13 protein-coding genes are annotated in these 25,444 nt (G+C 67.6%); 7 read left to right on the top strand and 6 right to left on the bottom strand.

Annotated elements, in window-relative coordinates; genetic code table 11:
• Window positions 1–149: 149 nt before the first annotated feature.
• From ACFWF1_RS03840 to ACFWF1_RS03865, 6 genes are all read left to right on the top strand, one after another.
• Window positions 150–686 carry a DUF732 domain-containing protein gene (locus ACFWF1_RS03840; RefSeq protein ID WP_379283000.1) on the top strand — a complete coding sequence of 179 codons (537 nt, stop codon included), beginning with the start codon at window positions 150–152 and terminating at the stop codon, window positions 684–686.
• Entirely contained in the window at window positions 677–1,669 is a 993-nt protein-coding gene (locus ACFWF1_RS03845; protein ID WP_379283405.1) for a cutinase family protein, read from the top strand. Before ACFWF1_RS03840 ends, ACFWF1_RS03845 begins: the two co-directional genes overlap by 10 nt.
• Before the next feature lie 191 nt (window positions 1,670–1,860).
• Window positions 1,861–2,880 carry an LLM class F420-dependent oxidoreductase gene (locus tag ACFWF1_RS03850; RefSeq protein ID WP_379282999.1) on the top strand — a complete coding sequence of 340 codons (1,020 nt, stop codon included), beginning with the start codon at window positions 1,861–1,863 and terminating at the stop codon, window positions 2,878–2,880.
• Window positions 2,881–3,071: 191 nt separating this feature from the next.
• Window positions 3,072–4,985: a long-chain-fatty-acid--AMP ligase FadD32 gene (gene fadD32 / locus ACFWF1_RS03855; RefSeq protein WP_379282998.1), complete on the top strand. Its 1,914-nt coding sequence runs from the start codon at window positions 3,072–3,074 to the stop codon at window positions 4,983–4,985.
• A gap of 90 nt (window positions 4,986–5,075) precedes the next feature.
• A complete protein-coding gene (gene pks13 / locus ACFWF1_RS03860; protein WP_379282997.1) occupies window positions 5,076–10,538 on the top strand; it encodes a polyketide synthase Pks13 in 5,463 nt (1,820 codons plus the stop codon).
• A 67-nt stretch (window positions 10,539–10,605) separates the two neighbouring features.
• Window positions 10,606–12,108 carry an acyl-CoA carboxylase subunit beta gene (locus tag ACFWF1_RS03865; protein WP_357380368.1) on the top strand — a complete coding sequence of 501 codons (1,503 nt, stop codon included), beginning with the start codon at window positions 10,606–10,608 and terminating at the stop codon, window positions 12,106–12,108.
• Window positions 12,109–12,168: 60 nt separating this feature from the next.
• Here ACFWF1_RS03865 and ACFWF1_RS03870 read toward each other — a convergent pair whose 3' ends face one another.
• Window positions 12,169–12,666: a peptidylprolyl isomerase gene (locus ACFWF1_RS03870; RefSeq protein WP_379282995.1), complete on the bottom strand. Its 498-nt coding sequence runs from the start codon at window positions 12,664–12,666 to the stop codon at window positions 12,169–12,171.
• 369 nt (window positions 12,667–13,035) lie between these two features.
• Between ACFWF1_RS03870 and ACFWF1_RS03875 the strand changes: the two genes are divergently transcribed.
• Window positions 13,036–16,383, top strand: coding sequence for an arabinosyltransferase domain-containing protein (locus tag ACFWF1_RS03875; RefSeq protein WP_379282994.1), 3,348 nt, complete (start codon window positions 13,036–13,038; stop codon window positions 16,381–16,383).
• 213 nt (window positions 16,384–16,596) lie between these two features.
• On the opposite strand, the gene ACFWF1_RS03880 is transcribed toward ACFWF1_RS03875, so the two are convergent.
• The 5 genes from ACFWF1_RS03880 to ACFWF1_RS03900 form a co-directional block, all read right to left on the bottom strand.
• Window positions 16,597–17,169: an NYN domain-containing protein gene (locus ACFWF1_RS03880; RefSeq protein ID WP_379282992.1), complete on the bottom strand. Its 573-nt coding sequence runs from the start codon at window positions 17,167–17,169 to the stop codon at window positions 16,597–16,599.
• Between the two features lie 317 nt (window positions 17,170–17,486).
• Entirely contained in the window at window positions 17,487–17,648 is a 162-nt protein-coding gene (locus ACFWF1_RS03885; protein WP_191093775.1) for a hypothetical protein, read from the bottom strand.
• Window positions 17,649–17,788: 140 nt separating this feature from the next.
• On the bottom strand, window positions 17,789–21,160 hold the full coding sequence (locus ACFWF1_RS03890; RefSeq protein WP_379282990.1) for an arabinosyltransferase domain-containing protein: 3,372 nt from the start codon (window positions 21,158–21,160) through the stop codon (window positions 17,789–17,791).
• Between the two features lie 47 nt (window positions 21,161–21,207).
• Complete coding sequence (locus ACFWF1_RS03895; protein ID WP_379283404.1) at window positions 21,208–23,001, bottom strand: glycosyl transferase; 1,794 nt, start codon at window positions 22,999–23,001, stop codon at window positions 21,208–21,210.
• 235 nt (window positions 23,002–23,236) lie between these two features.
• The gene (locus ACFWF1_RS03900; protein WP_379282988.1) at window positions 23,237–25,249 is read right to left on the bottom strand and encodes a galactan 5-O-arabinofuranosyltransferase; all 2,013 of its coding nucleotides are present in this window, start codon (window positions 25,247–25,249) and stop codon (window positions 23,237–23,239) included.
• Window positions 25,250–25,444: the final 195 nt, after the last annotated feature.

The following is a 25,444-nucleotide window of genomic DNA, read 5'->3' on the forward strand; positions in this document are numbered from 1 at the left end:
GCCGAAGCGCATGCGCCGTAGGCGCGAGTCTCGGCCGCTCGGACGCGAGACACCCGGGGGCCGCGAACACGCCGCGCCCGCGCGGCAAATAAGACAGCTATGTTGGGGGGCGACCTCCCCCGTTTGCGAACAGATCGAGGACAGAATTCATGCAGAGGACCCGTGGCAAGGTATTCGGCGTTGTTGTGGCGGTCGCCGCGACCGGCTTGCTCGCTGCCTGTGGCGGCAATGACTCGACCGCGTCGAGCACGCCGACGTTGACCCGTACCACGGCGGCGTCGCAGCCGCCTGCCGCGTCCAGCTCCAGTGTCGATCCTGGTCAGCAGGCCCCGGCGCCCGCGCCTGCGCCGGCTTCGGAGCAGCCGCCGGCTGAGACGGTGGCGCCCGAGCGGCCGCAGCCGATCGATACTCCGCCGCCTGCGGACACGTCGAAGCTCACCGACAAGGACAAGAAGTATCTCGACGCGCTCAAGCAGCAGGGTGTCACTCCGTCTACGCCGGATATCGCGCTGAGTGTGGCGAACTATGTGTGCCAGGGCACCGCGTCGGGTGCTTCCGATCAGGATCTGATGACCTTCGTGACCGCGATGGCCGGTTCCGATCCGTCCTTCGATCCGGCCAAGATGCCGGTGGAGAAGGCCGGGCAGGTTTACATCAGCGCCGCTAAGCAGACGTACTGCAAGTGAACGCGCGCAGCGGTTCGTCGTCTCGCCGGTCCAGGCCGGCGGGGTGCCTTCTGCTGATCGGGATTCCTGTCCTGATCATCATCGTGGTGCTGCTGCTCTGGTACCTGCTCGCCGGTTTGCTGCGGCAGCCGAAGCCGGGACCGAAGCCGCCGAAGGAGCCGACTTCGCAGTCGGCGGACTGTCCGGATGTGCAGATGATCTCGGTGCCGGGCACCTGGGAGTCCAACAGCAATGACGACCCGCACAATCCGTCCGCGAATCCCGTGTCGCTGATGCTCAATATCTCCAACCCGGTCGGCCAGCAGTTCCCGAAGGAGCGGCTGGACGTGTACACCGTCCCGTACGTCGCGCAGTTCTCCAATCCGATCGCGCTGCCGCCGGACGGCCAGGCGTCCTACAACGACAGCCGGTCCGAGGGCACCCAGCGGATGGTCGACGCGATGGCCGCGCGCTACCGCGACTGTCCGTTGACCACCTACGTGATAGCGGGGTTCTCGCAGGGCGCGGTGATCGCGGGCGACGTGGCTTCGGATATCGGTCAGGGCAAGGGGCCGGTGCCGGCGAACAAGGTGCTCGGCGTGACGCTGATTTCGGATGGCAGGCGTACCGGTGACACCGGTCCCGGCCAGCCCGTCCAGGTCGGCGCGGTGCCCGCTGGAGTCGGTGCCGAGGTCGCGCTCAAGGGCCTCAACGTTCCCGGTATCACGATGACCGGTCCGCGGCCGGGTGGTTTCGGCGAACTGGCCGAGCGCACCTTCACCATCTGCGCGCAGGGCGATCTGATCTGTGACGCACCGCGACAGGCGTTGAGCCCGTTCAACATCATGGGCAGCGTCGGCGCGCTGGTGCGGGCGGCGGGCAATCCGGTGCACTCGCTGTACAACGGTTTCGTCGTCGAGGACAACGGGGCGACCTCGACCCAGTGGACCGTCAACTGGGCGAACGGCCTCATCGAATCGGCGCCGCATCCGGCGCATTCGTGAAATGTCACAGCCAATGTTCCGGTCGGCACGCAGTACACCTAGACCTGCTCCGGCAAGCGCGACTCCTGTTGGGCAGGACGCTGTAAAGTGCCGCTGGTGATCGCGACGCAGGCAACACCGACTTCGTGTTCGGGGTGGGATCGCCCTGCACCGTCGCGCCCGAATTTCCTTACAGCCAGGAGCATGAGTTCATGACAGAAGCCGCCGCACCAGCCGGTGAGTTGACCGCGCTCGGTACGCCGCTGCGCAGCTTCCGCTTCGGGGCAGCGGGCGAGGGAAACAAGCAAGAGGGTGGCGCCCGCAAGTTCGTCCAGACGGCGCAGCAGGCCGAGGAGTACGGGTTCGACACCTTCTTCGTGCCGGATCACCTCGGTGACCAGATCGGCCCGATCGCCGCGCTCGGCGCGCTGACTCAGGCTACCGAGAAGATCCGCCTGGGAACCTCGGTGCTGGCCAACGGTTTCCGGCATCCCGTGGTGCTGGCCAAGGACCTGGCCACCATCGACGTGCTGTCCAAGGGGCGCCTCGAGGTCGGCGTCGGCGCGGGCTGGAAGCAGGACGAGTTCCTCGCCGCGGGCCTGCCCTACGAGACACCGGGCATCCGGCTGGAGAAGCTGGACGAGACGCTGACCATCCTGGATGTGCTACTGCGCGGCCAGGAGTGCAATTTCGAGGGCAAGTACTACCAGGTGCGCGGGATCAAGGGCACGCCGCGCCCGCGGCAGGGTCCGCGCCCGCCGATCTGCACCGGTGGCGGCGGCCCGAAGATGCTGCGGCTGGCCGCCAAGCACGCCGACATCATCTCGATCGTGCCGGTGACCACCAAGAACGGTAAAGGCCTCTTGTCGGGTATCACGCTCGAGAAGACGATCGAGAAGGTGAACCTGATCCGCGACGCCGCGGGCGACCGGTTCGCCGATATCGAGCTCAACTGGGCGATCACCGCCATCGTCATCACCGACGATCGCGAGAAGACCGCTGAGATGGCACTTTCCGCGATCGAGCGTGGTCTGCACCCGGATCTCGAAGTGGACGTGAAGCTTTCGGTCGAGGACATCCTCAACTCGCCCTACGTGGCGATCGGCAGCTTCGAGGAAATCGCCGAGCAGATCCGTCGTGTGCGCCAACTCACCTCGATGTCGTATGTCGGGGTGTTTCCCACCCAGATGGACGCGTTCGCCCCCGTTATTCCCCTGCTGCGAGACGAGTGAGCCGGGCTTCTCTGTAACATGACTCTGGTTTGAGTACATCTAGCCGATAGCGGTCACCGCGCAGACCGCCCAATAACTGCAGGCTGACTCGGGCACTTGGAGCCACCCGCGGGCGAAAGCGAGTCGGGGCCTCACAGGTAACTACGGCGTTGTCGCCGTCTTGCTGCGTGTGCCTCGGAGGAGAAGAAGGAATGGAAGAGACTTTCGACGACTACCTGGACGAGACCGGGAACATCCGAATTCCCGAGGATCACACCCTGGTCGATCACGTCGAGAAGCACACCCGGAACGACGCGAACACCCTGGCGTACCGCTACATCGATTACTCGCGTGAGCGTGATGGCGAGGCGCAGGAACTGACGTGGCGTGAGTTCGGCATTCGGCTGCGCGCGGTGGCCGCTCGACTGCAGCAGGTGACCAACCCGGGCGACCGGGTCGCGATCCTCGCGCCGCAGGGCCTGGACTACGTGGTCTCCTTCTTTGCCGCGATCTACGCGGGCACCATCTCGGTGCCGCTGTTCGATCCGGACGAGCCGGGGCACACCGACCGCCTGCATGCCGTGCTGGGCGACTGTGAGCCTGCCGCCGTACTGACCGCCAGTTCGTCGGCGGCCGGGGTGCGGCAGTTGTTTCGCTCGTTGCCCTTCGCCCAGCGACCGCGCATCATCGCGGTAGATGCGATCCCGGATACCGTCGGTGAAAGCTGGGTGCGTCCCGATATCGCCATCGATGACATCGCCTACCTGCAGTACACCTCGGGCTCGACCCGTACTCCGGCCGGTGTGGAGATCACGCACCGCGCGGTCGGCACCAATCTGCTGCAGATGGTCGACGCGATCAACCTGGACTGGAACTCGCGCGGCGTCACCTGGCTGCCGCTGTTCCACGACATGGGCCTGCTGACGGTGATCCTGCCCGCGGTCGGCGGTAAGTACATCACCATCATGTCGCCGAGCGCGTTCGTGCGCCGCCCGTACCGCTGGATCAAGGAACTCGCCGCGCAGTCCGACGGCGCCGGAACCTTCGCCGCCGCACCGAATTTCGCGTTCGAGCACGCCGCGGCGCGTGGCCTGCCGAAGAACGGCGAGTCGCTCGACCTATCGAACGTGATCGGCCTGATCAACGGCAGCGAGCCGGTCACCACCTCCTCGATGAAGAAGTTCAACGAGGCGTTCGCGCCCTACGGCCTGCCCAAGACGGCGATCAAGCCGTGCTACGGCATGGCCGAGGCGACGCTGTTCGTGTCGGCGACCAAGGCCGAGGACGAGGCCAAGGTCACCTACGTCGACCGCATCGAGCTCAACGCGGGCCGGATGGTCAAGGTCGAGCCGGGCACGGAGAACGCCATCGCGCAGGTCTCCTGCGGTTACGTCGCGCTGTCGCAGTGGGCCGTGATCGTCGACCCGGAGACCGTCGAGGTCGACGGCGGGACCGAGCAGCCCGACGGCCGGGTCGGCGAGATCTGGCTGCACGGCAACAACATGGGCATCGGGTACTGGGGCAGGCCGGACGAAACGTCGGCGACCTTCCAGAACAAGGTGCCGCACCGGTTGGCCGAGGGCAGCCACGCCGAAGGCACCGAGCGCGACGCGAATTGGATGCGCACCGGCGACTACGGCGTGTACCTGGACGGCGAGCTGTACATCACCGGGCGGGTGAAGGACCTGGTGATCGTAGACGGCCGCAACCACTACCCGCAGGATCTCGAGTTCTCCGCACAGGAGGCCTCGAAGGCGCTGCGCCCCGGTTTCATCGCCGCGTTCTCGGTGCCCGCGAACCAGCTGCCCGCGCTCGTCTTCGACCAGGGCAGCCATTCGGGCCTGAAGTTCGACGCCGACGACGCCTCCGAGCAGCTGGTGATCGTGGCCGAGCGTGGTCCGGGTGCGGGCAAGGCGGATCCACTACCCATCGCGGACGAGGTGCGTGCCGCGATTGCGTCACGCCACGGTGTCACCGTTCGAGACGTCCTGCTGGTGCCCGCGGGTTCCATCCCGCGTACCTCCAGCGGCAAGATCGCCCGGCGGGCCTGCAAGGCCGCCTACCTCGAGGGAACGCTCCGGGGTGGTTACACCCAGCAGGCGTTCCCCGATGCACCGGAAGAGTAATTGCCCAGGGGTGGCCTCGGACAGCCGACATGTCGTCCAATGTCCCAAGCGCGGCACGCCCGGTTCGCAGACAGGTAGCTTGAGGAATTGATGGCTGACAACGAGGGCACGTCCACCACGACGAGCGAATCCCTGCCCGCCGGCGCGGAGGCCGACCAGGCTTCCGCGCAGGTGGCCGCCGCCTCCACCCCCGGCGGCGCACAGACCGACATGACGGTCGCCGAGCTGCGCGACTGGCTGCGTCAGTGGGTCGCCGACGCGATCAATCAACCGGTCGAGCAGATCACCGTCGACCGGCCGATGGAGGAGTTCGGGCTCGCCTCGCGCGACGCCATCGCGCTCGTCGGTGACATCGAGGACCTGACCGGCGTTGTGCTCACCGCGACGGCCTACTTCCAGCATCCGACGATCGCCTCGCTGGCCGAGATGGTCATCAACGGTGAGCCGGAGACCGTCGAGGAGGCGTCCGGTGACGCCTTCTACACCGACGGCTTCACCCCGGGCGATTCGCACGACATCGCCATCATCGGCCTGTCCACCCGGCTGCCCGGCGCGGGCGACACCCCCGAGTCGACCTGGGACTTCCTCATCGGCCGCGGCGACGCCATCCGCGAGCTGCCGGAAGGCCGGTGGGAAGAATTCACCAGCAACCCGGCGGCCGCCAAGGCGATCGCCGACGGCAACACCCTCGGCGGCTATCTCGACCAGGACGTGGTCAAGGGCTTCGACGCGGAGTTCTTCGCGATGTCGCCCATCGAGGTCGAGCGGGTCGATCCGCAGCAGCGCCTGATGATGGAGCTGACCTGGGAAGCGTTGGAGCACGCCCGGATTCCGGCGAGCGAGCTCAAGGGCCAGCCGGTCGGCATGTTCATCGGCTCGTCCACCAGCGACTTCATGCTGATCGCCGCGCTCGGGCTCGGCGCCGACCAGGGACCGAACGTGCCTGCGTCCGCGCAGGCCTACGGGATCAGCGGCAGCTCGAACGGCATCATCGCCAACCGCGTCTCCTACTTCTACGACTTCCGCGGCCCCTCGGTCACCGTCGACACCGCGTGCTCGTCGACCCTGGTCGCCGTGCATCAGGCGGTGCGCGCACTGCGCGAGGGCGACGCCGATGTGGCGCTGGCCGGTGGCGTGAACATGATCCTGGCGCCGATGGCCACCCTCGGCTTCGACATGGGCGGCGGCGTCGCCAAGAACGGCCGGGTCAAGGCCTTCTCGTCCGACGCCGACGGCATGGTCCGCTCGGAGGGCGCCGGGCTGTTCGTGCTCAAGCGCCTCGCCGACGCCGAACGTGACGGCGACCGAATCATGGCCGTGATCAAGGGTTCCGCGGTCAACAGCGACGGCCGCTCCAACGGCCTGTACGCGCCGAACCCCGACGCCCAGGCCGACGTGCTGCGCCGGGCGTACCGGGACGCGGGCATCGTGCCGTCCACCGTCGACTACATCGAGGCGCACGGCACCGGCACCCCGCTCGGCGATCCGATCGAGGCGGACGCGCTGGCCAAGGTGGTCGGCCGCGGCCGCGACGAGGACAAGCCCGCGCTGCTCGGTTCGGCCAAGACCAACTTCGGCCACCTGGAGTCCGGTGCGGGCGCGGCGAGCCTGGCCAAGGTGCTGATGGGCCTGCAGCACAACGTCATTCCGCCGAACATCAACTACGCGGGCCCCAACCCGTACATCCCGTGGGATCAGTCGCACCTGAAGGTGGTCGTCGAGCCTACGGAATTCCCGCGCTACAGCGGCACCGCCACCATCGGCATCTCCGGCTTCGGCTTCGGCGGCACCAACGCGCATGTCGTTGTGCAGGAATATGTTCCGGCTTCGGCCGAGGTCGCGGCTGTCGAGCCGGTAGCCATCGAAGCCGAGGCGGATTCCGCGGTCGCGGCTCTCGATGCCGATCTCGACGACGAGACCACCGATGTGATCGCGGAAGCGGACGCGGTTGTCGAGGAAGCGGACGGGGACGTCGCCGAAACTGCCGCTTCCGCAGTGGAAATCGCCGCGCCTGTCGCGGAAACCGTTGCCCCCGTTGCTGAATGGACTGCCGAGCGGACCGAGCCGCTGCCGGTGATCCTGCCGGTCTCCGGCTACCTGCCCTCGCGTCGCCGCCGGGCCGCCGCGGAACTGGCCGACTGGCTGGAATCCGAAGCGGGCCGCGATGTTTCGCTCGAGGATGTGGCCCGCTCGCTGGCCAAGCGCAGCCACTGGCGTTCGCGCGGCGTGGTGCTCGCCAGCACTCACGAGGAGGCCGTCACCGGTCTGCGCGCCATCGCCGCGAGCAAGCCGGGCGCCGGTGTGTTCACCGCCGACGCGCCCGCCGTCATGGGTCCGGTCTGGGTGCTCTCCGGTTTCGGTGCGCAGCATCGCAAGATGGCCAAGCGGCTCTACCTGGAGAACTCGATCTTCGCCAAGGCCGTCGACGAGGTCGATGCGCTGGTCGAGGACGAGGCCGGGTACTCGATCCGCGAGCTGTTCCTCGATGACGGCCAGGACTACAACGTCGGCACCTCGCAGGTCGGCATCTTCACCATCCAGATCGGCCTGGCCGCGGTGCTGCGGGCGCACGGCGCGCAGCCCGACGCGGTGGTCGGTCATTCGATGGGCGAGGTCGCCGAGGCCTACATCGCCGGTGGCCTGCCGCTCGAGGACGCGGTGCGGGTGATCTGCGCGCGCTCGCGGCTGATGTACGAGGGCGAGCAGATGATCACCGACGACGACGTGCGCAACATGGCACTCGTCGAGAAGAGCGCCGAGGACATCGAAGCGCTGCTCACCGACTACCCGGACGTCGAGGTCGGCGTGTACGCCGCGCCGACCAACACGGTGATCGGCGGCCCGCAGGCTCAGGTCGAGGCGATCGTGGCGCGGGTCGAGGCGGAGGGCAAGTTCGCCCGCATCCTGCAGACCCGCGGCGCGGGCCACACCTCGCAGATGGACCCGCTGCTCGGCGAGCTGGCCGCGGAGCTGGCCGGCATCGAGCCGACCAAGCTGAAGACCGGCCTCTACTCGACGGTGCACAAGGGCGCGTTCTACCGTCCGGGCAACGATCCGATCCATACCGAGGACTACTGGGTCAAGAACCTGCGCGGCAGCGTGTTCTTCACCAACGCGGTGAAGCTCGCGGTGGACGCCGGGCACACCACCTTTCTGGAGCTCGCGCCGAATTCCGTTGCGCTGATGCAGGTGCTGGGCACCACCTTCGCGGCCGGTCTGCATGACGCGCAGCTCATCCCGACGCTGAAGCGCAAGGAAGACGAGGCGGCCGGCGTGATCGGCGCGCTGGCCCAGCTGTACGTGCACGGGCACAAGGTCGACCTGTCGTCGCTGCTGACCCCGGGTGACTACGCCGACATTCCGCGAACTAAGTTCGTGCGCAAGGAGTTCTGGCCTAAGGTCTCGCTGGCCGCGACCGGCAGCACCGGCGCGCCCGGCGCACATGTGGCACTGCCGGACGGCAGGCACGCGTGGGAAGTGCAGGCAGAGTCGGCAGGCGATCTCGCCGCGCTCGTGACTGCCGCTGCGGCACAGGTGCTCAGCGACGTGTCGCTCGGCGCCTCGATCGCGCACGCCGCCGTGCCCGCCGTCGGCACCCTCACCACCACGCTCACCCCGCATCCCGGTGGCGCGTCGGTGCAGGTGCACGCCAAGGAGGGCGGGAGCTTCCGGCTGCTGTTCGACGCGGTGGTCACCTCCGGTGCGCCGCTGCCCGAATCCGTTGCAGCTGAGATCGTTCCGGCCACCAGCCCGGCGATCGAACCGGCGGGTGGCGACCTAGAGGTCGTGGAGACCTTCGGTGACCGGTGGGACCCCAACGGCAACCAGACGCTCGACGCCCGGCTCGCGCTGATCGTCGCCGAGTCGATGGGCTACGCGGTCGAGGACCTCCCGATGGAGATCCCGCTGATGGAGCTCGGCCTCGACTCGCTGATGGCCATGCGCATCAAGAACCGCGTCGAATACGAATTCGACATCCCGCAGCTGCAGATCCAGGCCGTGCGCGACGCCAACCTCAACGAGGTCGGCAAGGTACTGCGCTACGCCGTCGAACACCGCGACGAGATGCAGGCGGTGGCCGCGCGGCAGGCAGCGGGCGAGGAAATCGTCGTCGACGCCGATTTCATCGCCGCGGCACGCGCCGCGGTGGAAGCCGGTGCCGACCCGGCCGCCGCGGTCGCGGAAGCGACTGCCGCCGAAGGTGTTTCGCTGGACGTGGAGAGCACGTCGGTGGCCGCCGAGGCCGCGGAGATCGTCGTGGAGGCCGAAACCGCCGCGGGCATCACCGGTGCCGCGCCCGGTACGGCGACACCGGCTCCGGTCTCGCAAGAGCAGGCTGCCGCAGCGGAAGCGAAGGAAGCTGCCATCGAGCAGTCGCTCGACAACGTGGACACCACTGCCGTCGGTGCCGCGGAAGCGGTTATCGCGCAGGCGACTACGACGGAGTCGGTCTTCGGTGCGCCGTCCTCGGCCGACGAGGATGATGTCCCGCCACGTGACGCCGCCGAACGCCTGACCTTCGCCACTTGGGCGATCGTCACCGGCAAGTCGGCAGGCGGCATCTTCAACACCCTGCCGATCCTCGAGGAGGAGGTCGCCGAGAAGCTGGCGGACCGCCTCACCGAGCGGGTCAAGGCCGAGGTCACCGTCGACGACGTGCTCGACTGCGAGACCATCGAGCAGCTCGCCGATGTCGTGCGCAACCTGCAGGACAGCGGCGCTGACGTGGACGGCTTCATCCGGCCGCTGCGGGCGCGCGAAGCGGGCTCGAATGCGGTGCCGGTCTTCGTGTTCCACCCCTCGGGCGGCAACACGCTGGTCTACGAACCGCTGCTGAAGCGACTGCCGGCGGGCACGCCCATGTACGGCTTCGAACGCGTCGAAGGCGACATCCTGGAGCGCTCGCAGCAGTACGTGACCGAGCTGCGCAAGATGCAGGGCGACGGCCCGTACGTGCTGTACGGCTGGTCGCTCGGCGCGGTGTTCGCACTGCAGGTCGCGCAGCTGCTGCGTGCCGACGGCGCCGACGTGCGCATCGTCGGCCTGATCGACCTGGCCATCCCGGTCGAGGACGAGGACAACAGTCCGGAGGAACGGGTACGCCGGATCGAGCGCTACCAGGTCTTCGCGAAGAAGACCTATGGCGTCGAGGGTGAACTACCGCCGGAGCAACTGCGAGAGCTGGCAGCGGCTACCGATGAAGAGCAGTTCAAGATGATCAGCGATCTGGTCAAGATCAGCGGTACCAAGATTCCCGGCGGCGTGCTCGAGCATCAGCGCACCTCGTGGATCGAGGGACGGCACCTGGCCAAGACCACGCCGACCCGGTACGACGGCGACGTTGTGCTGTATCTCGCGGATCGCTACCAGGACGGCATGATCGAATTGGAGCCCCGTTACGCCGATCGGCGTCCGAATGGTGGTTGGGACGAATACATTCCAAACCTTGAGGTCATTCACATCCCAGGAGACCACCTGCAGATCGTCGATGAACCGCGGATCGGAAAGATCGGAGCCGACCTCACCGCGAAGCTTGCGGTGATTGCCCCCTAGGGGTGAACCTGACGAAAGGGGCGTAGTGAGCACTACTGCCGAGAAGCTCGCCGACCTTCGTAAACGAATGGACCTCGCGCAGGAACCGGCGGGCGAAGCAGGAGTGGCGAAGCGCGCGAAGAAGGGGATCCCGAGCGCCCGCGAGCGGATCAACATGCTGCTCGATCCGGGCACCTTCGTGGAAATCGGTGCGCTGGTGCGCAAGCCGGGTGACCCGACCGCGCTGTACGGCGACGGCGTGGTCACCGGGCACGGCCTCGTCGAAGGCCGACCGGTGGCGGTGTTCTCGCACGATCAGACCGTCTACGGCGGTTCGGTCGGCGAGATGTTCGGCCGCAAGGTCGCCGGAATCATGGAGTACGCGGCCAAGGTCGGCTGCCCGGTGGTCGGCATCAACGACTCCGGCGGCGCGCGCGTGCAGGAGGCGGTGACCTCGCTCGCCTGGTACGCCGAACTGGGCCGGCGCCAGGAGCCGTTATCCGGTCTGGTGCCGCAGATTTCGATGATCCTCGGCAAGTGCGCGGGCGGCGCGGTGTATGCCCCGATCAACACCGATGTGGTGGTGGCGACCGAAGAGGCGTACATGTTCGTCACCGGGCCCAAGGTGATTCGCGAGGTGACCGGCGAGGATGTCAGCCTCGAGGAGCTCGGCGGCGCGCAGAGCCAGGCCGAGTACGGCAACATCCATCATGTCGCGCCGGACGAGAAGTCGGCGTTCGAGTGGGTGCGTGACTACCTGAGCTTCCTGCCGACCAGCTGTCAGGAGCTGCCGCCGATCGTGAATCCCGGCCTGGAGCCGGAGCTCACCGACAGCGACCGGGAACTGAATTCGCTTGTCCCGGACTCGGATAACGCCGCCTACGACATGCACGACATCTTGCTGCGCATCTTCGACGACGGCGGCTTCCACGAGATCGGCGCCACGGCGGGACGCAACATCATCACCGGCTTCGCGCGCGTCGACGGTCGTCCCGTCGGCGTCGTGGCCAACCAGCCGATGGTCTACGCGGGCGCGCTGGACGCGCGGGCCTCGGACAAGGCGGCGCATTTCGTCCGCCTGAGCGACGCGTTCGAGATCCCGCTGGTCTTCGTCGTCGACACCCCTGGCTTTCTGCCGGGCGTGGAGCAGGAGAAGATCGGCGTGATCAAGCGCGGCGGCCGGTTCCTGTTCTCCTATGTGGAGGCGACCGTGCCGAAAGTGACTGTGGTGATTCGCAAGTCGTACGGCGGCGGTTACGCGGTGATGGGTTCCAAGCAGCTCGGTGCCGACGTGAACCTGGCCTGGCCGACCGCGCGCATCGCGGTGATGGGTGCGGAGAGCGCGGTGAGCCTGATCGGCGGCAAGCAGATCGAGGCCGCGCCGGAGGAACAGCGGGCGGCCATGCGCCAGCAGATGATCGACTTCTACAACGCCACCATGGCGACGCCGTGGGTGGCCGCCGAGCGCGGCTACATCGACGCGGTCATCGAGCCCGCGAACACCCGGTTGGAACTGCGCAAAGCCTTGCAGCTGCTGCGCGACAAGTCGCTGGCGCGCAATCCGCGTAAGCATCACCTGCTGCCGCTGTAAAAACCGGAATCGGGCCGCATCCCGTTGTGGCGCGGCCCGATTCACCCGAGTCGGGCTACCTCAGCCGAGGCTGGCGGATTCGATGATGACGTCGTCGGTCGGCACGTCCTGGTGCCCGCCCGCGGAGCCGGTGGACACGGCGGCGATCTTGTCGACCACCTCGGTGCCCTCGATCACCTTGCCGAACACCGTGTAACCCCAGCCGGACGGGGTCGGCGCGGAGTGGTTCAGGAACGCGTTGTCGGAGACGTTGACGAAGAACTGCGCGGTCGCCGAGTGCGGGTCGTTGGTGCGCGCCATGGCCACCGTGTACTTGTCGTTCTTCAGGCCGTTGTTGGCCTCGTTCTGGATCGGCGCCTGCACGCCCTTCTGCCGCAGGCCGCGCTCGAAGCCGCCGCCCTGAATCATGAAGCCCGGAATGACGCGGTGGAAGATGGTGCCGTTGTAGTGACCCGCGTTCACGTAATCCACGAAGTTCTGCACCGTGTTCGGCGCCTTCTGGTCGTCAAGTTCCAGGACGATCGGTCCGTAATTCGTCGAGAGATTCACCTTGGTCATACCCACACCTTGCCAGCCCGCCGTCGCGCGCCTTTTGCCGGTCTCGAGATGCGGCCCGACTATCGCTTGCGGCGCGCGTCCGGGAAGAGTGGCCCATGCTGGGCGTGTCCGGCGAGTCGCCTACCTTCCCGCAGGATCAACTGTGATGTTTGTCCAGGTCGGAAGGCTCAAAGTTCATTTCGCATTTCAATTGATCTAGAAACGGACAACTGATCTCGCGAGAACGCGGGCACCTCGCAACGCGATTCGGCACTTATGCGCCGGACGTCCTCGAAACTTACGGCGCACCTAAGTCGGCCTAAAGACTCGGAGCGGCGGACTAGCCTGGCCTCGAGACGCGGAGACGCGGTACAGCTAGCATTGCCAATCGTGCCCGACGCCGCTACTGCTGTCCTGACGAAACCGCCCGCCGTGCCAGCGGCCTCTTCGGCCGATTTCCGGACGGCGCGAATAATCGCGCTGGTCGCGGGATTGCTCGGCGCGCTGTTCGCCTTGGCCACCCCGTTCCTGCCGGTGACACAGACCACCGCGCAGCTGAACTGGCCGCAGGGCGGGACGCTCGGCAATGTGCAGGCCCCCTTGATGTCTCAGGTGCCGATCGACCTGCGCGCCACCATCCCGTGCAGCGCGGTCGCGCAGCTGCCGGAGCGTGGCGGCATGCTGCTGGCCACCGCGCCGCCGCAGGGCGACCGGGCCGCGTTGGAGGCGTTGTTCATTCGGGTGTCGGACACCTCGGTGGACGTGGTCGACCGCAACGCGGTGGTGGTGTCGGCCCAGCGTTCGGACATGGACCGGTGCTCGGCGCTGGAGCTCACCTCCGACAACCAGAGCACGCATGCGGAGTTCAAGGGCCTCACCCGGATGGTCGACGATCCGAAGGCGCCGGGGCAGCAGCTCGAGGTGCCGGTCGAGGGCACCATGAACAGCGACCTGCGCCCGCAGGTGGTCGGCGTCTTCTCCGAGCTCAAGGGCGCGGTGCCGGCCGGGTTGTCGTTCAACATGACGATCGATACCCGCTTCTCCAGCAGCCCGACCGCGATCAAGCTGATCGCGATGATCGCGGCGGTGCTGTGCACGCTGGTCGCGCTCGCGGCGCTGGCTCGCCTCGATGGTAGTGACGGGCGCGGGCACCGCCGGTTCCTGCCGTCGAACTGGCTGAAGCCGACCTGGGCCGACGGCGCGATCATCGGCACGCTGCTGGTGTGGCATTTCGTCGGCGCCAACACCTCCGACGACGGCTACATCCTGAGCATGGTGCGGGTCGCGCCGCACGCGGGCTACATGGCCAACTACTTCCGCTGGTACGGCGTGCCGGAGGCGCCGTTCGGCTGGTACTACTACGTCATCCAGCTCTTCGCTGAGTTCTCCACCGCGAGCGCATGGGTCCGGGTGCCCGCACTGCTCTGCGCGATCCTCTGCTGGATGGTGATCAGCCGCGAGGTGGTGCCGCGCCTCGGCCGCGGTGTGCGCAACAGCAAGGTCGCGTTGTGGACCGGTGGTCTGGTGTTCCTCGCGTTCTGGCTGCCGTTCGACAACGGCCTGCGGTCCGAGCCGATCGTCGCGCTCGGCGCGCTGCTCACCTGGGTGTCGATCGAGCGGGCCATCGCGACCGGCAGGCTGCTGCCCGCCGGTGTCGCGGTCTTGGTGGCGGCGTTCACCCTGGCCGCCGCGCCTACCGGATTGATGTGTGTCGCCGCGTTGCTCGCCGGTATCCGTCCGCTGGTGCGGATCGTGGTGCGCAGGCGACGGCAGTTCGGCTCCGACGGGGCGAAGTGGTGGTCGACGCTGCCGCTGCTCGCGCCGATCGCCGCAGCTGGGCTGCTGGTGCTGATCGTCGTGTACACCGATCAGACCTTCGCGGGCATCCAGGAGGCCAACCGGGTGCGTCAGGTGACCGGGCCGAACCTCGCCTGGTACGAGGACTACCTGCGCTACTACTACCTGTTCGTGGAGACCGTCGACGGCTCGCTGGCCCGCCGGTTCGCCTTCCTGGTGATGCTGCTGTGCCTGTTCACCACCATGCTGGTGTTGTTGCGGCGCAGGCAGGTTCCGGGCATCGCGAGCGGGCCGACCTGGCGGTTGATGGGTGTCGTCTTCGGCACCATCTTCTTCATGATGTTCAACCCGACCAAGTGGACGCACCACTTCGGCGCGTACGCGGGCATCGCCGGTTCGCTGGCCGCGGTGACCGCGGTCGCGGTCTCGGCATCGGCGCTGCGAGCGCGGAAGAATCGCGCGATCTTCCTGGCCGGGTTGTTGTTCGTGCTGGCGCTGTCGTTCTCCGGCATCAACGGCTACTGGTATGTGTCCAGCTTCGGCGTGCCGTGGTTCGACAAGCGGATCTCGCTGCACGGCTACCAGTCCAACACCCTGATGCTCGGTTTGTTCGGTCTCGCATTGGCTTTGGTCGCCTGGCACTCGTTGCGTGAGGGTTATGCGAAACCGGAGGCCTCGCCGAAGTCGGCGCGTGGCAAGCGGATTCGCAAGTTCGCCGCGATCCCGCTGACCGTCGTCGCGGCGCTCATGGTGTTGCTCGAGGTGCTCTCGCTGGTCAAGGGCGCGGTCGCGCAGTACCCGGCGTACTCCATCGCCCGGTCGAACCTCGACGCGATCGGCGGCAGCAGCTGCGGCCTCGCCAATGACGTGCTGGTGGAACCGAATCCGAACGGCGGCGCGTTGCAGCCGGTCGCCGATCCGGCCCATCCGCTCACCGACCCGAACGACCCGCTGGCCGGTGCCGATCCGGTCGGCTTCGACCCGAACGGGGTGCCGAACGACCTGTCCGCCGACAGCGTCGAGGTGAAGCCGGGCACCGGCAACACCTCCACCCAGTCGGTCGGCGCCGCGTTCGCCGAGGGGCAGAGCGCGGGCACCGGCGGCGGTCAGGGCGCGCGCGGTATCAACGGCAGCACCGTGGCCCTGCCCTTCGGGCTCGACCCGGCGACCACGCCGATCCTCGGCAGCTACCAGAGCGGGGTGCAGCAGCCCGCGCACCTCACGTCCAGTTGGTACGGCCTCGCGCCGCGGTCCGCGGACAAGCCGCTCGTGGTGATCTCCGCGGCCGGCCGCATCCTGTCGGTCGACGACACCGGCGACACCAAGTACGGCCAGTCGCTCACCGTCGACTACGGCAAGCGGCTGCCGGACGGCAACATCGAGAAGCTCGGCACCTACCTGCCGCGCGATATCGGCCCGTTCCCGTCCTGGCGCAACCTGCGCGTCCCGCTCGCCGAGATCGCGCCGGACGCCGACGTGGTGCGCGTCGTCGCCAACGACCCGATCCTGATCGGCGACCAGTGGCTCGCGTTCACCCCGCCGCGGATGCCGAAGCTGGAGTCGCTCAACAGCTTCATCGGCCCCGACCAGCCGGTCCTCGAGGACTGGGCCGTCGGCCTCCAGTTCCCCTGCCAGCGCCCGCTCTACCACAAGAACGGCGTGGCCCAGGTCCCCAACTACCGCATCCTCCCGGACCGCCCGCTCGCCATCAGCTCCACCAACACCTGGCAGGCCGAGGAGTTCGGCGGCCTCCTCGGCTTCGCCCAAATGCTGGCCAAGTCCGAAACCGTCCCCACCTACCTCAAGGACAACTGGGCCCGCGACTGGGGCTCCCTCGAGCGCTACGACCAGTACGACCGCACCGCCACCCCCGCCCAACTCGAAACTGGCACAGCCACCCGCTCCGGCTTCTGGTCTCCCGGCCAACTCCGAGTGTTCTAGCACGCATCAAACGACCGCAGGCCCGTCGAGAGGTACTCCACCCCTCAACGGGCCTGCGGCCGCTAGATGGCATGTTTGAGACCGTGGCCCAGGTCTGTCGGCCGAGCCGAAGCAGGGCAAAAATAAACCCGCCCCCAGAGGGGACGGGCGGTATAGATCAAGGATGCCCCGAAATCGCTCGAACCGCAAGCGAACGACCGGCGCGCTATGCGATCACCAAGGTGTCGGCTTCCGCAGATGGCCGATCATAGGTGGAAGCTGAGCTGAGGTGATGTCGTTCGGCTGGAGTTGGTACCACCAGTGTCCGCCGACGCCGTCGCTCGGCCCACCGCGAAGCCGTCCTGCGGGAAAGCTCATTGTCGGGTTGACCGTCCCTACCGGGACTCGCCGTCGGGCCTCACATATCGGGAATTCGAGATCGCTGTCATTGCTGATCACGACGGCAGCATCGACCGTGCCCTGCAGGACGTCGAGTAGCAGATGAGACGCGACGTTGACGTCAGAGCCCTTCTCCTCCCGCCGCGCGATGGACACCATGAACACGGCATTCGGTTCGGGCGTTCCCTGCCCGTTCTGGATCATCAGCGGCCATGCCGGGTGTGTCAGTTCTGGGCGCCCCTTCTTGCCAGAGGTCGCAAGTGGAGCAGTCGTCGCGCGATGGACGTACGAGCCGAGGGACAACTCGTCTATCGACTTCGCTAGCTGCAACGCACGAAGGTAGACGTCCTGCTCATTCGCGCCGACCGGATTGTCGCGGCCACTGATCCGAGCAGTGCAGTACACCACTCTATCGATAGTTGCGCTAGCCCAATTTGATTGTGTCGCAGTGATTTTGGCCGCGAGTAGGCGTAGGTCCAACCACCGCCAACCCGGTGTGCTTCGTCCGCACATGTTCCGAGCACCGTAGTAGAGATTGAAGCCGTCGATGTATATGCCCACCCGCATGGGCGTCGACAATATCGACTGGCTGACAGCCACATGCGCAATACGCCAAAGGTGCAAGCGTTCGCATACTGATTGCCGGTGGCGTGGACGCGGTGTTGGGTGCGGCGGCGCTCGTTGCGGCCTGGCTCAGGTGTCGTCGGCGGTCGCTGGGTGGTTGCTCAGACCTTTGTCATACGCAGACCGAGTTCGCGGCGGAGGACCTCCTGGGAGGGGAGGCGGTCGAGTACGCGGAGTACGGCGGGGCGTAGTTCGCGTTGTTCATCTGCGGTGAGTAGACCGACGAGGTCGCGTAGATCCATGTGGTCGAAAGCCGACGTCATAGTGCACAGGTTACGGATTTCTGTGGGTTTCGTCCTGCGATCGTGCGGTGTTTTTGCCGTCCAACCGGTCTGTTTACAACATCTTTGCGGCACCGCAACACCGAACCGGCTGGTCCGGTGTCGCGGAACGGCAACGGCGGCTAGCGAACCCGGATCGGATCGTCCTTGGCGAGGCCGGTCCGGGTTTCGACCGTGACGCCGATCTCAGCGGGCCGGGCGTTCGGGTCATAGGGGGTGAACTTCTCCAGGGATCCCCAGTCGCGCGACCAGTCGTGGTCGAGGTAGCTGGGGATGGTTTCCGACTTCAGCAGCAGCCCGGTCCAGCCGAGCGGCCCGCCGCCGATGTCGTCCTGCCAGGCGTTGGACGCGTCGGAGCCGACCCGGTCGGGCAGGATGCGCCAGTTCGGCACCTCGGCGACGCCGTCGTGGTGGTCGAAGGGGCGCTGGCACGGGAAGGCGAGCCCGACGTGCCAGTCGAGCAGCACCGGATTCTTCGAGCCGACAACGGAATTCAGCGTGGTCAGCTTGGGCAGCCGGGGCGGGGTGACCGCGAGCCACTGCTTCTGGGTGATGTCGTTGTCCACCGCAACCAACCGCACCGCGTTCGCCTCGGCGGGCAGCCGGTCCAGCGGCACCCGCAGGTTGCGCCAGGACGGCGCGGGCCCGATGTCGATCGGGTCGACCGAGCCGAGCTTGCGCACCGAGCCGTCCGCCTCGTGCACGCCGTATTCCAGGTGCAGTTCCTGGCCGTAGGTGACGACGCCGTCGGCGTCGACGTGCCGGATCCGGCCCGCCGCGGTGATGGTGAGCACCTGGTAGGCGGGGTCGTGGCGCATGCTGTCGGCCAGGTCCAGGCGGTACCACTGGGAGGTCAGCGAGGCCTGCTGCTGCTCGTCCTCCTGGTAGCTGCCCATGATCGGCGTGGTCGCCGGGTCGAGGCCGAAGGGCAGCGCGACGGTGCTGCCGTTGATGCCGGTCTGTTTCGTGGTGCCGCCGCCGGTGCCCGCACCGGTGGTCTTGGTGGTCTTGTTCTTGGAGTCGGAGTTGACCGAGTTGGCGCCGCCGGACACGGTCTCGTCCGCGTCGGCGGTGAGGTCGCTCGCGACGCCGTTGGGCGTGAATCCCTTTGATTCCGCGGCCAATCCGTCAGCGGGCGAGCCGGAGTAGGGGAGCAGCAGCGAGTTACGCGTGTCCGTCTCCACCAGCACCTCGTTCGCCAGCGCGCACGAATCTCCCTTCAACGACTGGAGATTCGACTTGGCGACCGAGTATGCGGGGTACTGTGCGACGGCCGCCTTGGCCAGCGACGCCACCTCGAACAGTACGAGCAGCGCCGCCGCGATGGTCAACGGCGCGCTCGCGAACCGATCGAAACGCCTTGGCGTCGTGCGTGGCCGGCGATACGGCTCCCGATAGTGCAGCCACACCGCGACCACCAGCGCGACCCCGCTGAGCCCGAGGAACAGCGTGGAGAAGCCCTTGCCCGCGAACAGCGGCGCCTTGTCCCACCACGGCACGCCGTAGCTGGACACATACCACCAGCCGTTCGACCCGGTGAACGTCACCGCGAGCAGGAAGAGCACCGCCGCCGCGAACAGTGCCCGGTTGCGCGGCGAGCGAATTCCCTCACTGCCCACCGCAACCGCCGCGAGCGCGGCCAGCGAACCGGCCAAGCCGGCGTACACGCCGAAGTGGTGCGTCCACTTGGTGGGCGTGAACATCATCAGCACCAGCGACGCGAACACGATGCCGAGAATCCGCACCGACGGCCCGCGCGAGGTGCCGGGGATGCGTCCCTTGCGCAGCACCTGCAGCACGCAGACCAGCAGGCACAGCAGCATGACCAGCACACCGAACCGGCGGGCCAGCGATCCGTCCGGTGAGAGCATCAGCAGCGAATCCCACCGCGTGCGTTCGTCGAACCAGGCCACGTTCGGTCCGACGATGGTGCGCACCCGGGTGGCTTCCAGCACTGTCGACAGCGTCTGATCGGCGAAAACCACCACCAGCACGAGGGTTCCGGCGGACAGGCCCGGTGCGAGCAGCGCCAAGTAGCGGAAAAGCGTTGTTACCCAAGACGGCCGGGTACCGCCGGCGTCGGATGCGCCGGACTTCATTGCCGGAACAGCGTCCGCGTCGTCCTCGAGTCCCATTGCACCCGAGGGGCTTTCGGCCACTCCACCGCCAACCGCAGGAACCACCCCACGCGCCCGCTTGATGATGATCTGCAGCACCGGCCGAGATCCCGCGATCAGCGCACCGATGCAGATGAGCCCGGTCGGCCCGGCGGCCAGCGAGAACCCGGCGATCAACACCGCGACAGCCGCGGGCAGCAACCGCCCGGTGGCGATGGCCCGTTCGATCGAGCACCAGGTGAGCAGCGCGCCCGCCGCGATCAGCGGCTCGGGCCGCAGACCGTTGTCGTAAGGCAACCAGAACGCGAGGAACACCAGCCCGGCCGTCCACAGCGCGACCTTGTTCCGTCGTACCCGGGCGCCCAAGCGCGGCAACACTTCCCGGCTGATCACCAACCAGCAGGTCACGCCCGCGAGCAGGGCGGGCAGCCGCATCCACGGGCTGGCGTCGGAGATCCTGGTCATCCAGGCCAGCACCTCGTACGACCAGCCGAACGGCGCCTCGGGCACGCCGAACCAGCGGTAGTAGTTGGCCATGTAGCCCGCGTGCCCGGAGGCGCGCGCCATGTTCAGGATGTAGCCGTCGTCAGAAGTGTTGGCGCCGATGAAGTGCCACAGCCCGAGCGTGCCGAGCACCACCGCGTCCGTCACCGTGAACCGCCACCAGTGCGCGGGCAGGAACCGGCGCGCCCGTCGCCGGTCGCTGGTGTCCAGCATGTGCAGTGCGAGCAGCGCGATGATCGTGCAGACCACCGCCGCGATGATCGCGATCAGTTTCAGCACCGACGGCGACGAGGAAAAGCGCGAGTCGATGTCCGCGTGCAACCGGGCACCGTCCAGCCGCCCGGCTGCCAGATCGGTGAACACACCGACCATTTGCGGCCGGATGTCCCGAGTCACGGTGTTGCGGAACGGCGTCCCGTCCTGCCGTGTCGCACCGGCGATCTCGGTGGATGTCGCGGCGGCCGTCGAATCGACGGTGAGCGCGGTACATCCGGCCGCGGTGATCTCGGCGACGGGCGCGGACAGCAGCGGCACGTCGCGCAGCACCACCGACAGCGTGCCGTCGGCGACCGACACCACCAGCCCGGTGGCGGTCGCCTGTCCCGACGAGACCGGCACGGTGGACACCACCGTGCCCGATCCCACCGCCTGGATCAGCGAGCACGGCAGCGTCGCGCTCAGCCGCAACGGCTGATACGACACCAGCGGCGCCTCGACACTGCTGAGCCCGGCCTGCGGCCAGTCCAGCGTGGCCTGGTCCTGCCGCACCGGCAACAGCGGTGTCAGCAGCGCCAGCACGAATCCGAGGAGCCCGGAGACGAGGGCGATCAGGCGGTAACGGGTGAACGCTCGAGTTGATCGGTCCGGTCGCACGGGGGTTGATGCTAGCCACCCGAGCCGCCGGAGCCGGTGATCACCACCTATCGCATCGCGCGAACATCCCAAACCCACACGTCAGCCACCCGGGTCGGCCCGAAGCCGAGCAGTTGCGTCATGGTGGTGCGCAGCGTGTCCACATTCCTCGTCGCGGGCAACACGAACACGTCGGCTCGCCAGAAGTTCAGGTCGGCGCGGATCTGTTCGCGGGCCTCATCGGTCAGCGGCGGCACGGCGCCGGTGTCCTGCGCCTGCACCAGCAGCGCGGTGGTCGGCCGGAACTCGGGGCCGTAGATGCCCTTCTTCTGGGTGCTCGTCGGGCCGACGAAATAGCCGCCGGCGAGCGGGAAGTCGAAGTCCGTGTCGGCCTGCCAGCGCAGCGCGCCCGCGTCCATCGGCCGCGACGGCGGCACCATCACCACCGACCCGGTGTTGACGTAATCGCGCACCAGCCCGTCTGCGAAGAACGCCGGTGTCGGCGGGCGCTGGACCACCGGGAGCACGGTCGGGATCAGCGGCAGCAACGCGAAAAGCAATGCGCCGAACCAGGCCAGCGGCCGCCAGTCGACCGGCGATGCCCGCCACCAGCCGATCGCCCGCTGGGTGGCCAGGGCGAGCACCGCGGCGATGGCCGGGATCGCCGCCATGGTGAGCCGGGTTTCCAGCACCGTGTTCAGCAGCGGGATGTGTTCGGCCCAGCGCCACGGCAGGGCGAAGCCGGTGTCCCGCTTGCCGAACATGGCGACGGCGCCGAGCGACAGCACGCCGAACACCGCGATCACGACGGCGGCGGCCCGGACCACCCGCTCGCGCCAGAGCAGCACGAGGGTGCCGGCCAGCACCAGCAGCAGCGGCCAGCCGAAGTAGGCGTTCTGCTCGGTGTCGTTGATCGCCACGTACTGTCCCGGCGAGAAGAGCCCGCCGAGCGACTCGGACGGGAACTGCGTGATCGCCTTCAGGTCGTTGCCCATCGGGCCGTGATCGATCGAGCGGTAGCTCTGCGGCCCGAAGAACTGGTACCACAGCGGTATCACGGTGCACAGCAAGGCGATTGCCCCGGCCAGCAGGATCGCCGGGGTGATCCCGCGCAGCACGCGCAGACCTTGTCGCGGCGTGTGCACGTAGTACACAACCGTGAACAACCCGAACGACAGCGCGAAGATCAGCAGCGGTTCCTCACCGAGCGCGATCTGCAGCGCCACAAGGAATCCCAGGAGGACGGCGTCGCGGACGCGCCAGCGCCGCCGATCCGAATCATGCACCCCGGCCCGTCGCGCCATCCGGATCAGCAGCCCGGCCATGATCGGAAGTAGCAGCAGCACAACAAAATTCGGATGTGCGTTGGCGTGAGAGATCATCGCGGGCGCGAAACCGCAGAACAGCCCGCCGATACCGGCCGCGATCCTGGACTGGACCAGCTCACGGGAGAACAGCCAGTACCAGGCCAGTGCCGTCGTAGCCAGCCCGAGGGTAAGCACCAGCACGAACGTCACGGTCGGCCCGAACAGCAGGGTGATCGGAGTCAGCGGCACCCCGACCCCGAACATGGCCGTGTTGGCCATCATGTTCACCCCGGCCGGGAAGTTCTGCAGCGTGGTGCCGAGCGGGTTCTCCAGATGCGCCACCGAATGCGCGGTGACCGCGAAGAACCATTCCCACATGGTCTGGTCCTGACCGCTCTTGATCAGGTAACCGCTCTGCGTATTGCGCCACTGGCCGGACAAGACGACGACCGCCAACGCCAGGTAGCCGAACGCGGCGACCACATCGAACGGACTGATCCGGATGCTGGGCAGCCTGCGCTTGCGAACCGGAGCCGATGTCTCGGTGGTGCGCATGCCGGTCGCGGTGGATTCCTTTTCCGCGACTCCTACCGCCGACCCGTCCTGCGTGCCCAGATCAACCTGTCGTGCCCGTACCACCTGCAAACCGCTCCTGTAACTAGCTGCAACTCAGCCGCCCACGCTAACCGAACACGCTGTGTAGCGCCTGGCAACGGGAGCTGCGAGCAGCCCGAAAACAGGGCAGAGGCGCAGGTCGAGACGCGCTTCTGCCCTGTTTTATTCGAGCTGGCTATCGGCGGACGGTGACCAGCGTGAAGGGGCCGATGTCGGTGGTGGTGAAGTGCGGGTCGTTGAAGAGGTCCTTGGGGAACGCGACGGTGTAGCGCTGCACGTTGGGATCGTTCGGGTAGACGTCTCTGGCGAGGCGCAGCGTGTAGGTGTCACCGCTGTTGCGGAAGAGGAAGGCGTCCGGCGCACGCCACGGGCTGGCCGCCAGCGCGTCGAGCAGCGCGCCGGAGGACTTCAGCTTGCTCCAGCTCTCGATGGTCGCGGCGCGAGCGGGGAAGTCGGCGAGCATGTTCGCGTAGTGCGAGGTGAGCGCCTGGAAGCCGTAGTACGAATAGAAGGACAGGAAGCTGGTGTCGGCGGTGAGCACCACCGTGCCCGAGCGCGGCCGTCCGGTTTGCGCGAGCAGGGCCTCGTCGATGGCGCGGTAATGCGCCACGGCCGAGGGCGGACGCTTGTCGGCGCGCACCCCGTTGCCGTCGGTGTCGGTGTACGCGGTGGTGATCTCCGGCGCGAGGATGTGCGGGATGTTCTGGGTGAACGCGAGCGCGCCGACGATCGCGACCGCCACCGCCGCGAGCCGGAAGCCGCCCGGCTCGTTCAACGCCTGATAGACCGCCCTGGCGCCCTCGGCGAAACCGAACGCGCCCGCCGCGGCGAGCAGCGCGAGCAGCACCGACTCCAGCCGGAACGACAGCAGCGTGGTGCCCGCCGCGGTCGCCGCCATGGACAGCAGCGACCACAGGTAGACGGCGAGCACACCGATCCCGAGCGCCTGCGCGCGCCGCGACGAGGCGGCCCGCAGCACCAGCCAGAGGAGGCCGACCAGGCACAGCGCGCCGCGCAGCGAGAACTCGGCCATCGGCAACGGCAGTTCGGAACCGGACTCGGGCAGATAGTGGAACGCGGAGCCCGAGGTCGCGACCTTCCCGCTCAGCGTCTTCAGCAGATACGGCAACCACACGATCAGCGCGACCAGTGCCGCGATCGCCGCGATCACCACCAGCCGCACCAGCGGCGGGACGGCCGCCCGCCACGGCCGGACGGTGTCGTCGTTGCCCCTGGCGCGCCGAGGCCGCGCGGCGGCGTACTGTTCGCGCACCGCGAGCCCGGCCGCGATGACGCCCATCAGCCCGACGGCGAAGGCCGCGAAGCCCGCGTACAGGGTGTAGAACGTGGCGGCCATCCCCAGGAACAAGCCGGTGCCGAACACCGCACCCCAACCGCCGAGGCTGTTCCCCCGCTCGGCAGGCCGGTGCAGCGCACCCCAGGCGAGCACCAGCGCCGGTGGCAGCAGGATCACGATCACCGCGCTGTAGGCCTCCGGCGAGGCGTACGCGACCGCGAGCGCGGTCACCGCCGCCGTGACCGCGATGGCCCAGTCCGCGCGAATCAGCTTGGACCACAGCACGAGTGAGATGACCGCCGCCACCGCGATCGATCCGATCGCGTACGGCTTGAACACCTCCCACCCGTCCATGCCGAGCACGTTGGCGACCCGGCCGCCGATCCAGAACCACCCGGCCGGATAGAACGGCGGCAGATCCGCGTAGGTCATGTCGTGCAGCGCCGCGGAATCGGTGAGCCGGGTCAGGTATTCGGTGCGGAACTCCTGATCCACCGAGACGCCCAGCAGATACAACTTGGTCGCGCCCAACGGCATACCGAGCGTGAACGTGACGAACGTCGAAATACCAACCCAGGACAGCAGTTTCGTGACCCACGGCCGAGCGAACCACCTACCCGGCCGCAGCCGCGTCAGCGCGATCGCCGCCACCACGAAGACGGCGGCGACAACCTGCCCGACCGTCGTCAACGCGCGAGTCACGTTGGAGGAGTTGAAAGCAGGCCAGTGCACGATCGAGAACGCGTAGAGCCCGACGGTGGTCACCACGATGGCGACGAGCGCCGCCAGCACAGCCTCACCGACACCCGACCCGATCTGCTTGGCGAGCAGCGATCCTCGTCCGCGCACCGGAGCAGGGGCTTCGCCTCGCTCCTCGAGCACCGCCGTCATCGACCGGCTCCGGCGACGTGCGAGCGGCACGCCGTGCTGCGGCATTCTCGGATTACTCGCATGGCATCTCCGGGTTCACTCGGGTGTGCATTCGCATCGGCGCCGCGCGGTCTCGGTTCGAGAGCGTGCGGGGGATCGGCGATCATGCTGCCAGGTCCGGGTTCGGATGTGGCAACACGTGCCGGTCGTGGCGAA

Source organism: Nocardia sp. NPDC060255 (genome assembly GCF_042727395.1).
Classification (GTDB): Bacteria; Actinomycetota; Actinomycetes; order Mycobacteriales; family Mycobacteriaceae; genus Nocardia.

Excerpts from the sequence above, each read along its gene's own strand:
- pks13 (WP_379282997.1), top strand. The coding sequence starts at position 5,076 with ATGGCTGACAACGAGGGCACGTCCACCACGACGAGCGAATCCCTGCCC.
- fadD32 (WP_379282998.1), top strand. The coding sequence starts at position 3,072 with ATGGAAGAGACTTTCGACGACTACCTGGACGAGACCGGGAACATCCGA.
- ACFWF1_RS03895 (WP_379283404.1), bottom strand. The coding sequence starts at position 23,001 with ATGCGCACCACCGAGACATCGGCTCCGGTTCGCAAGCGCAGGCTGCCC.
- ACFWF1_RS03865 (WP_357380368.1), top strand. The coding sequence starts at position 10,606 with ATGGACCTCGCGCAGGAACCGGCGGGCGAAGCAGGAGTGGCGAAGCGC.
- ACFWF1_RS03870 (WP_379282995.1), bottom strand. The coding sequence starts at position 12,666 with ATGACCAAGGTGAATCTCTCGACGAATTACGGACCGATCGTCCTGGAA.
- ACFWF1_RS03900 (WP_379282988.1), bottom strand. The coding sequence starts at position 25,249 with ATGACGGCGGTGCTCGAGGAGCGAGGCGAAGCCCCTGCTCCGGTGCGC.
- ACFWF1_RS03885 (WP_191093775.1), bottom strand. The coding sequence starts at position 17,648 with ATGACGTCGGCTTTCGACCACATGGATCTACGCGACCTCGTCGGTCTA.
- ACFWF1_RS03850 (WP_379282999.1), top strand. The coding sequence starts at position 1,861 with ATGACAGAAGCCGCCGCACCAGCCGGTGAGTTGACCGCGCTCGGTACG.
- ACFWF1_RS03840 (WP_379283000.1), top strand. The coding sequence starts at position 150 with ATGCAGAGGACCCGTGGCAAGGTATTCGGCGTTGTTGTGGCGGTCGCC.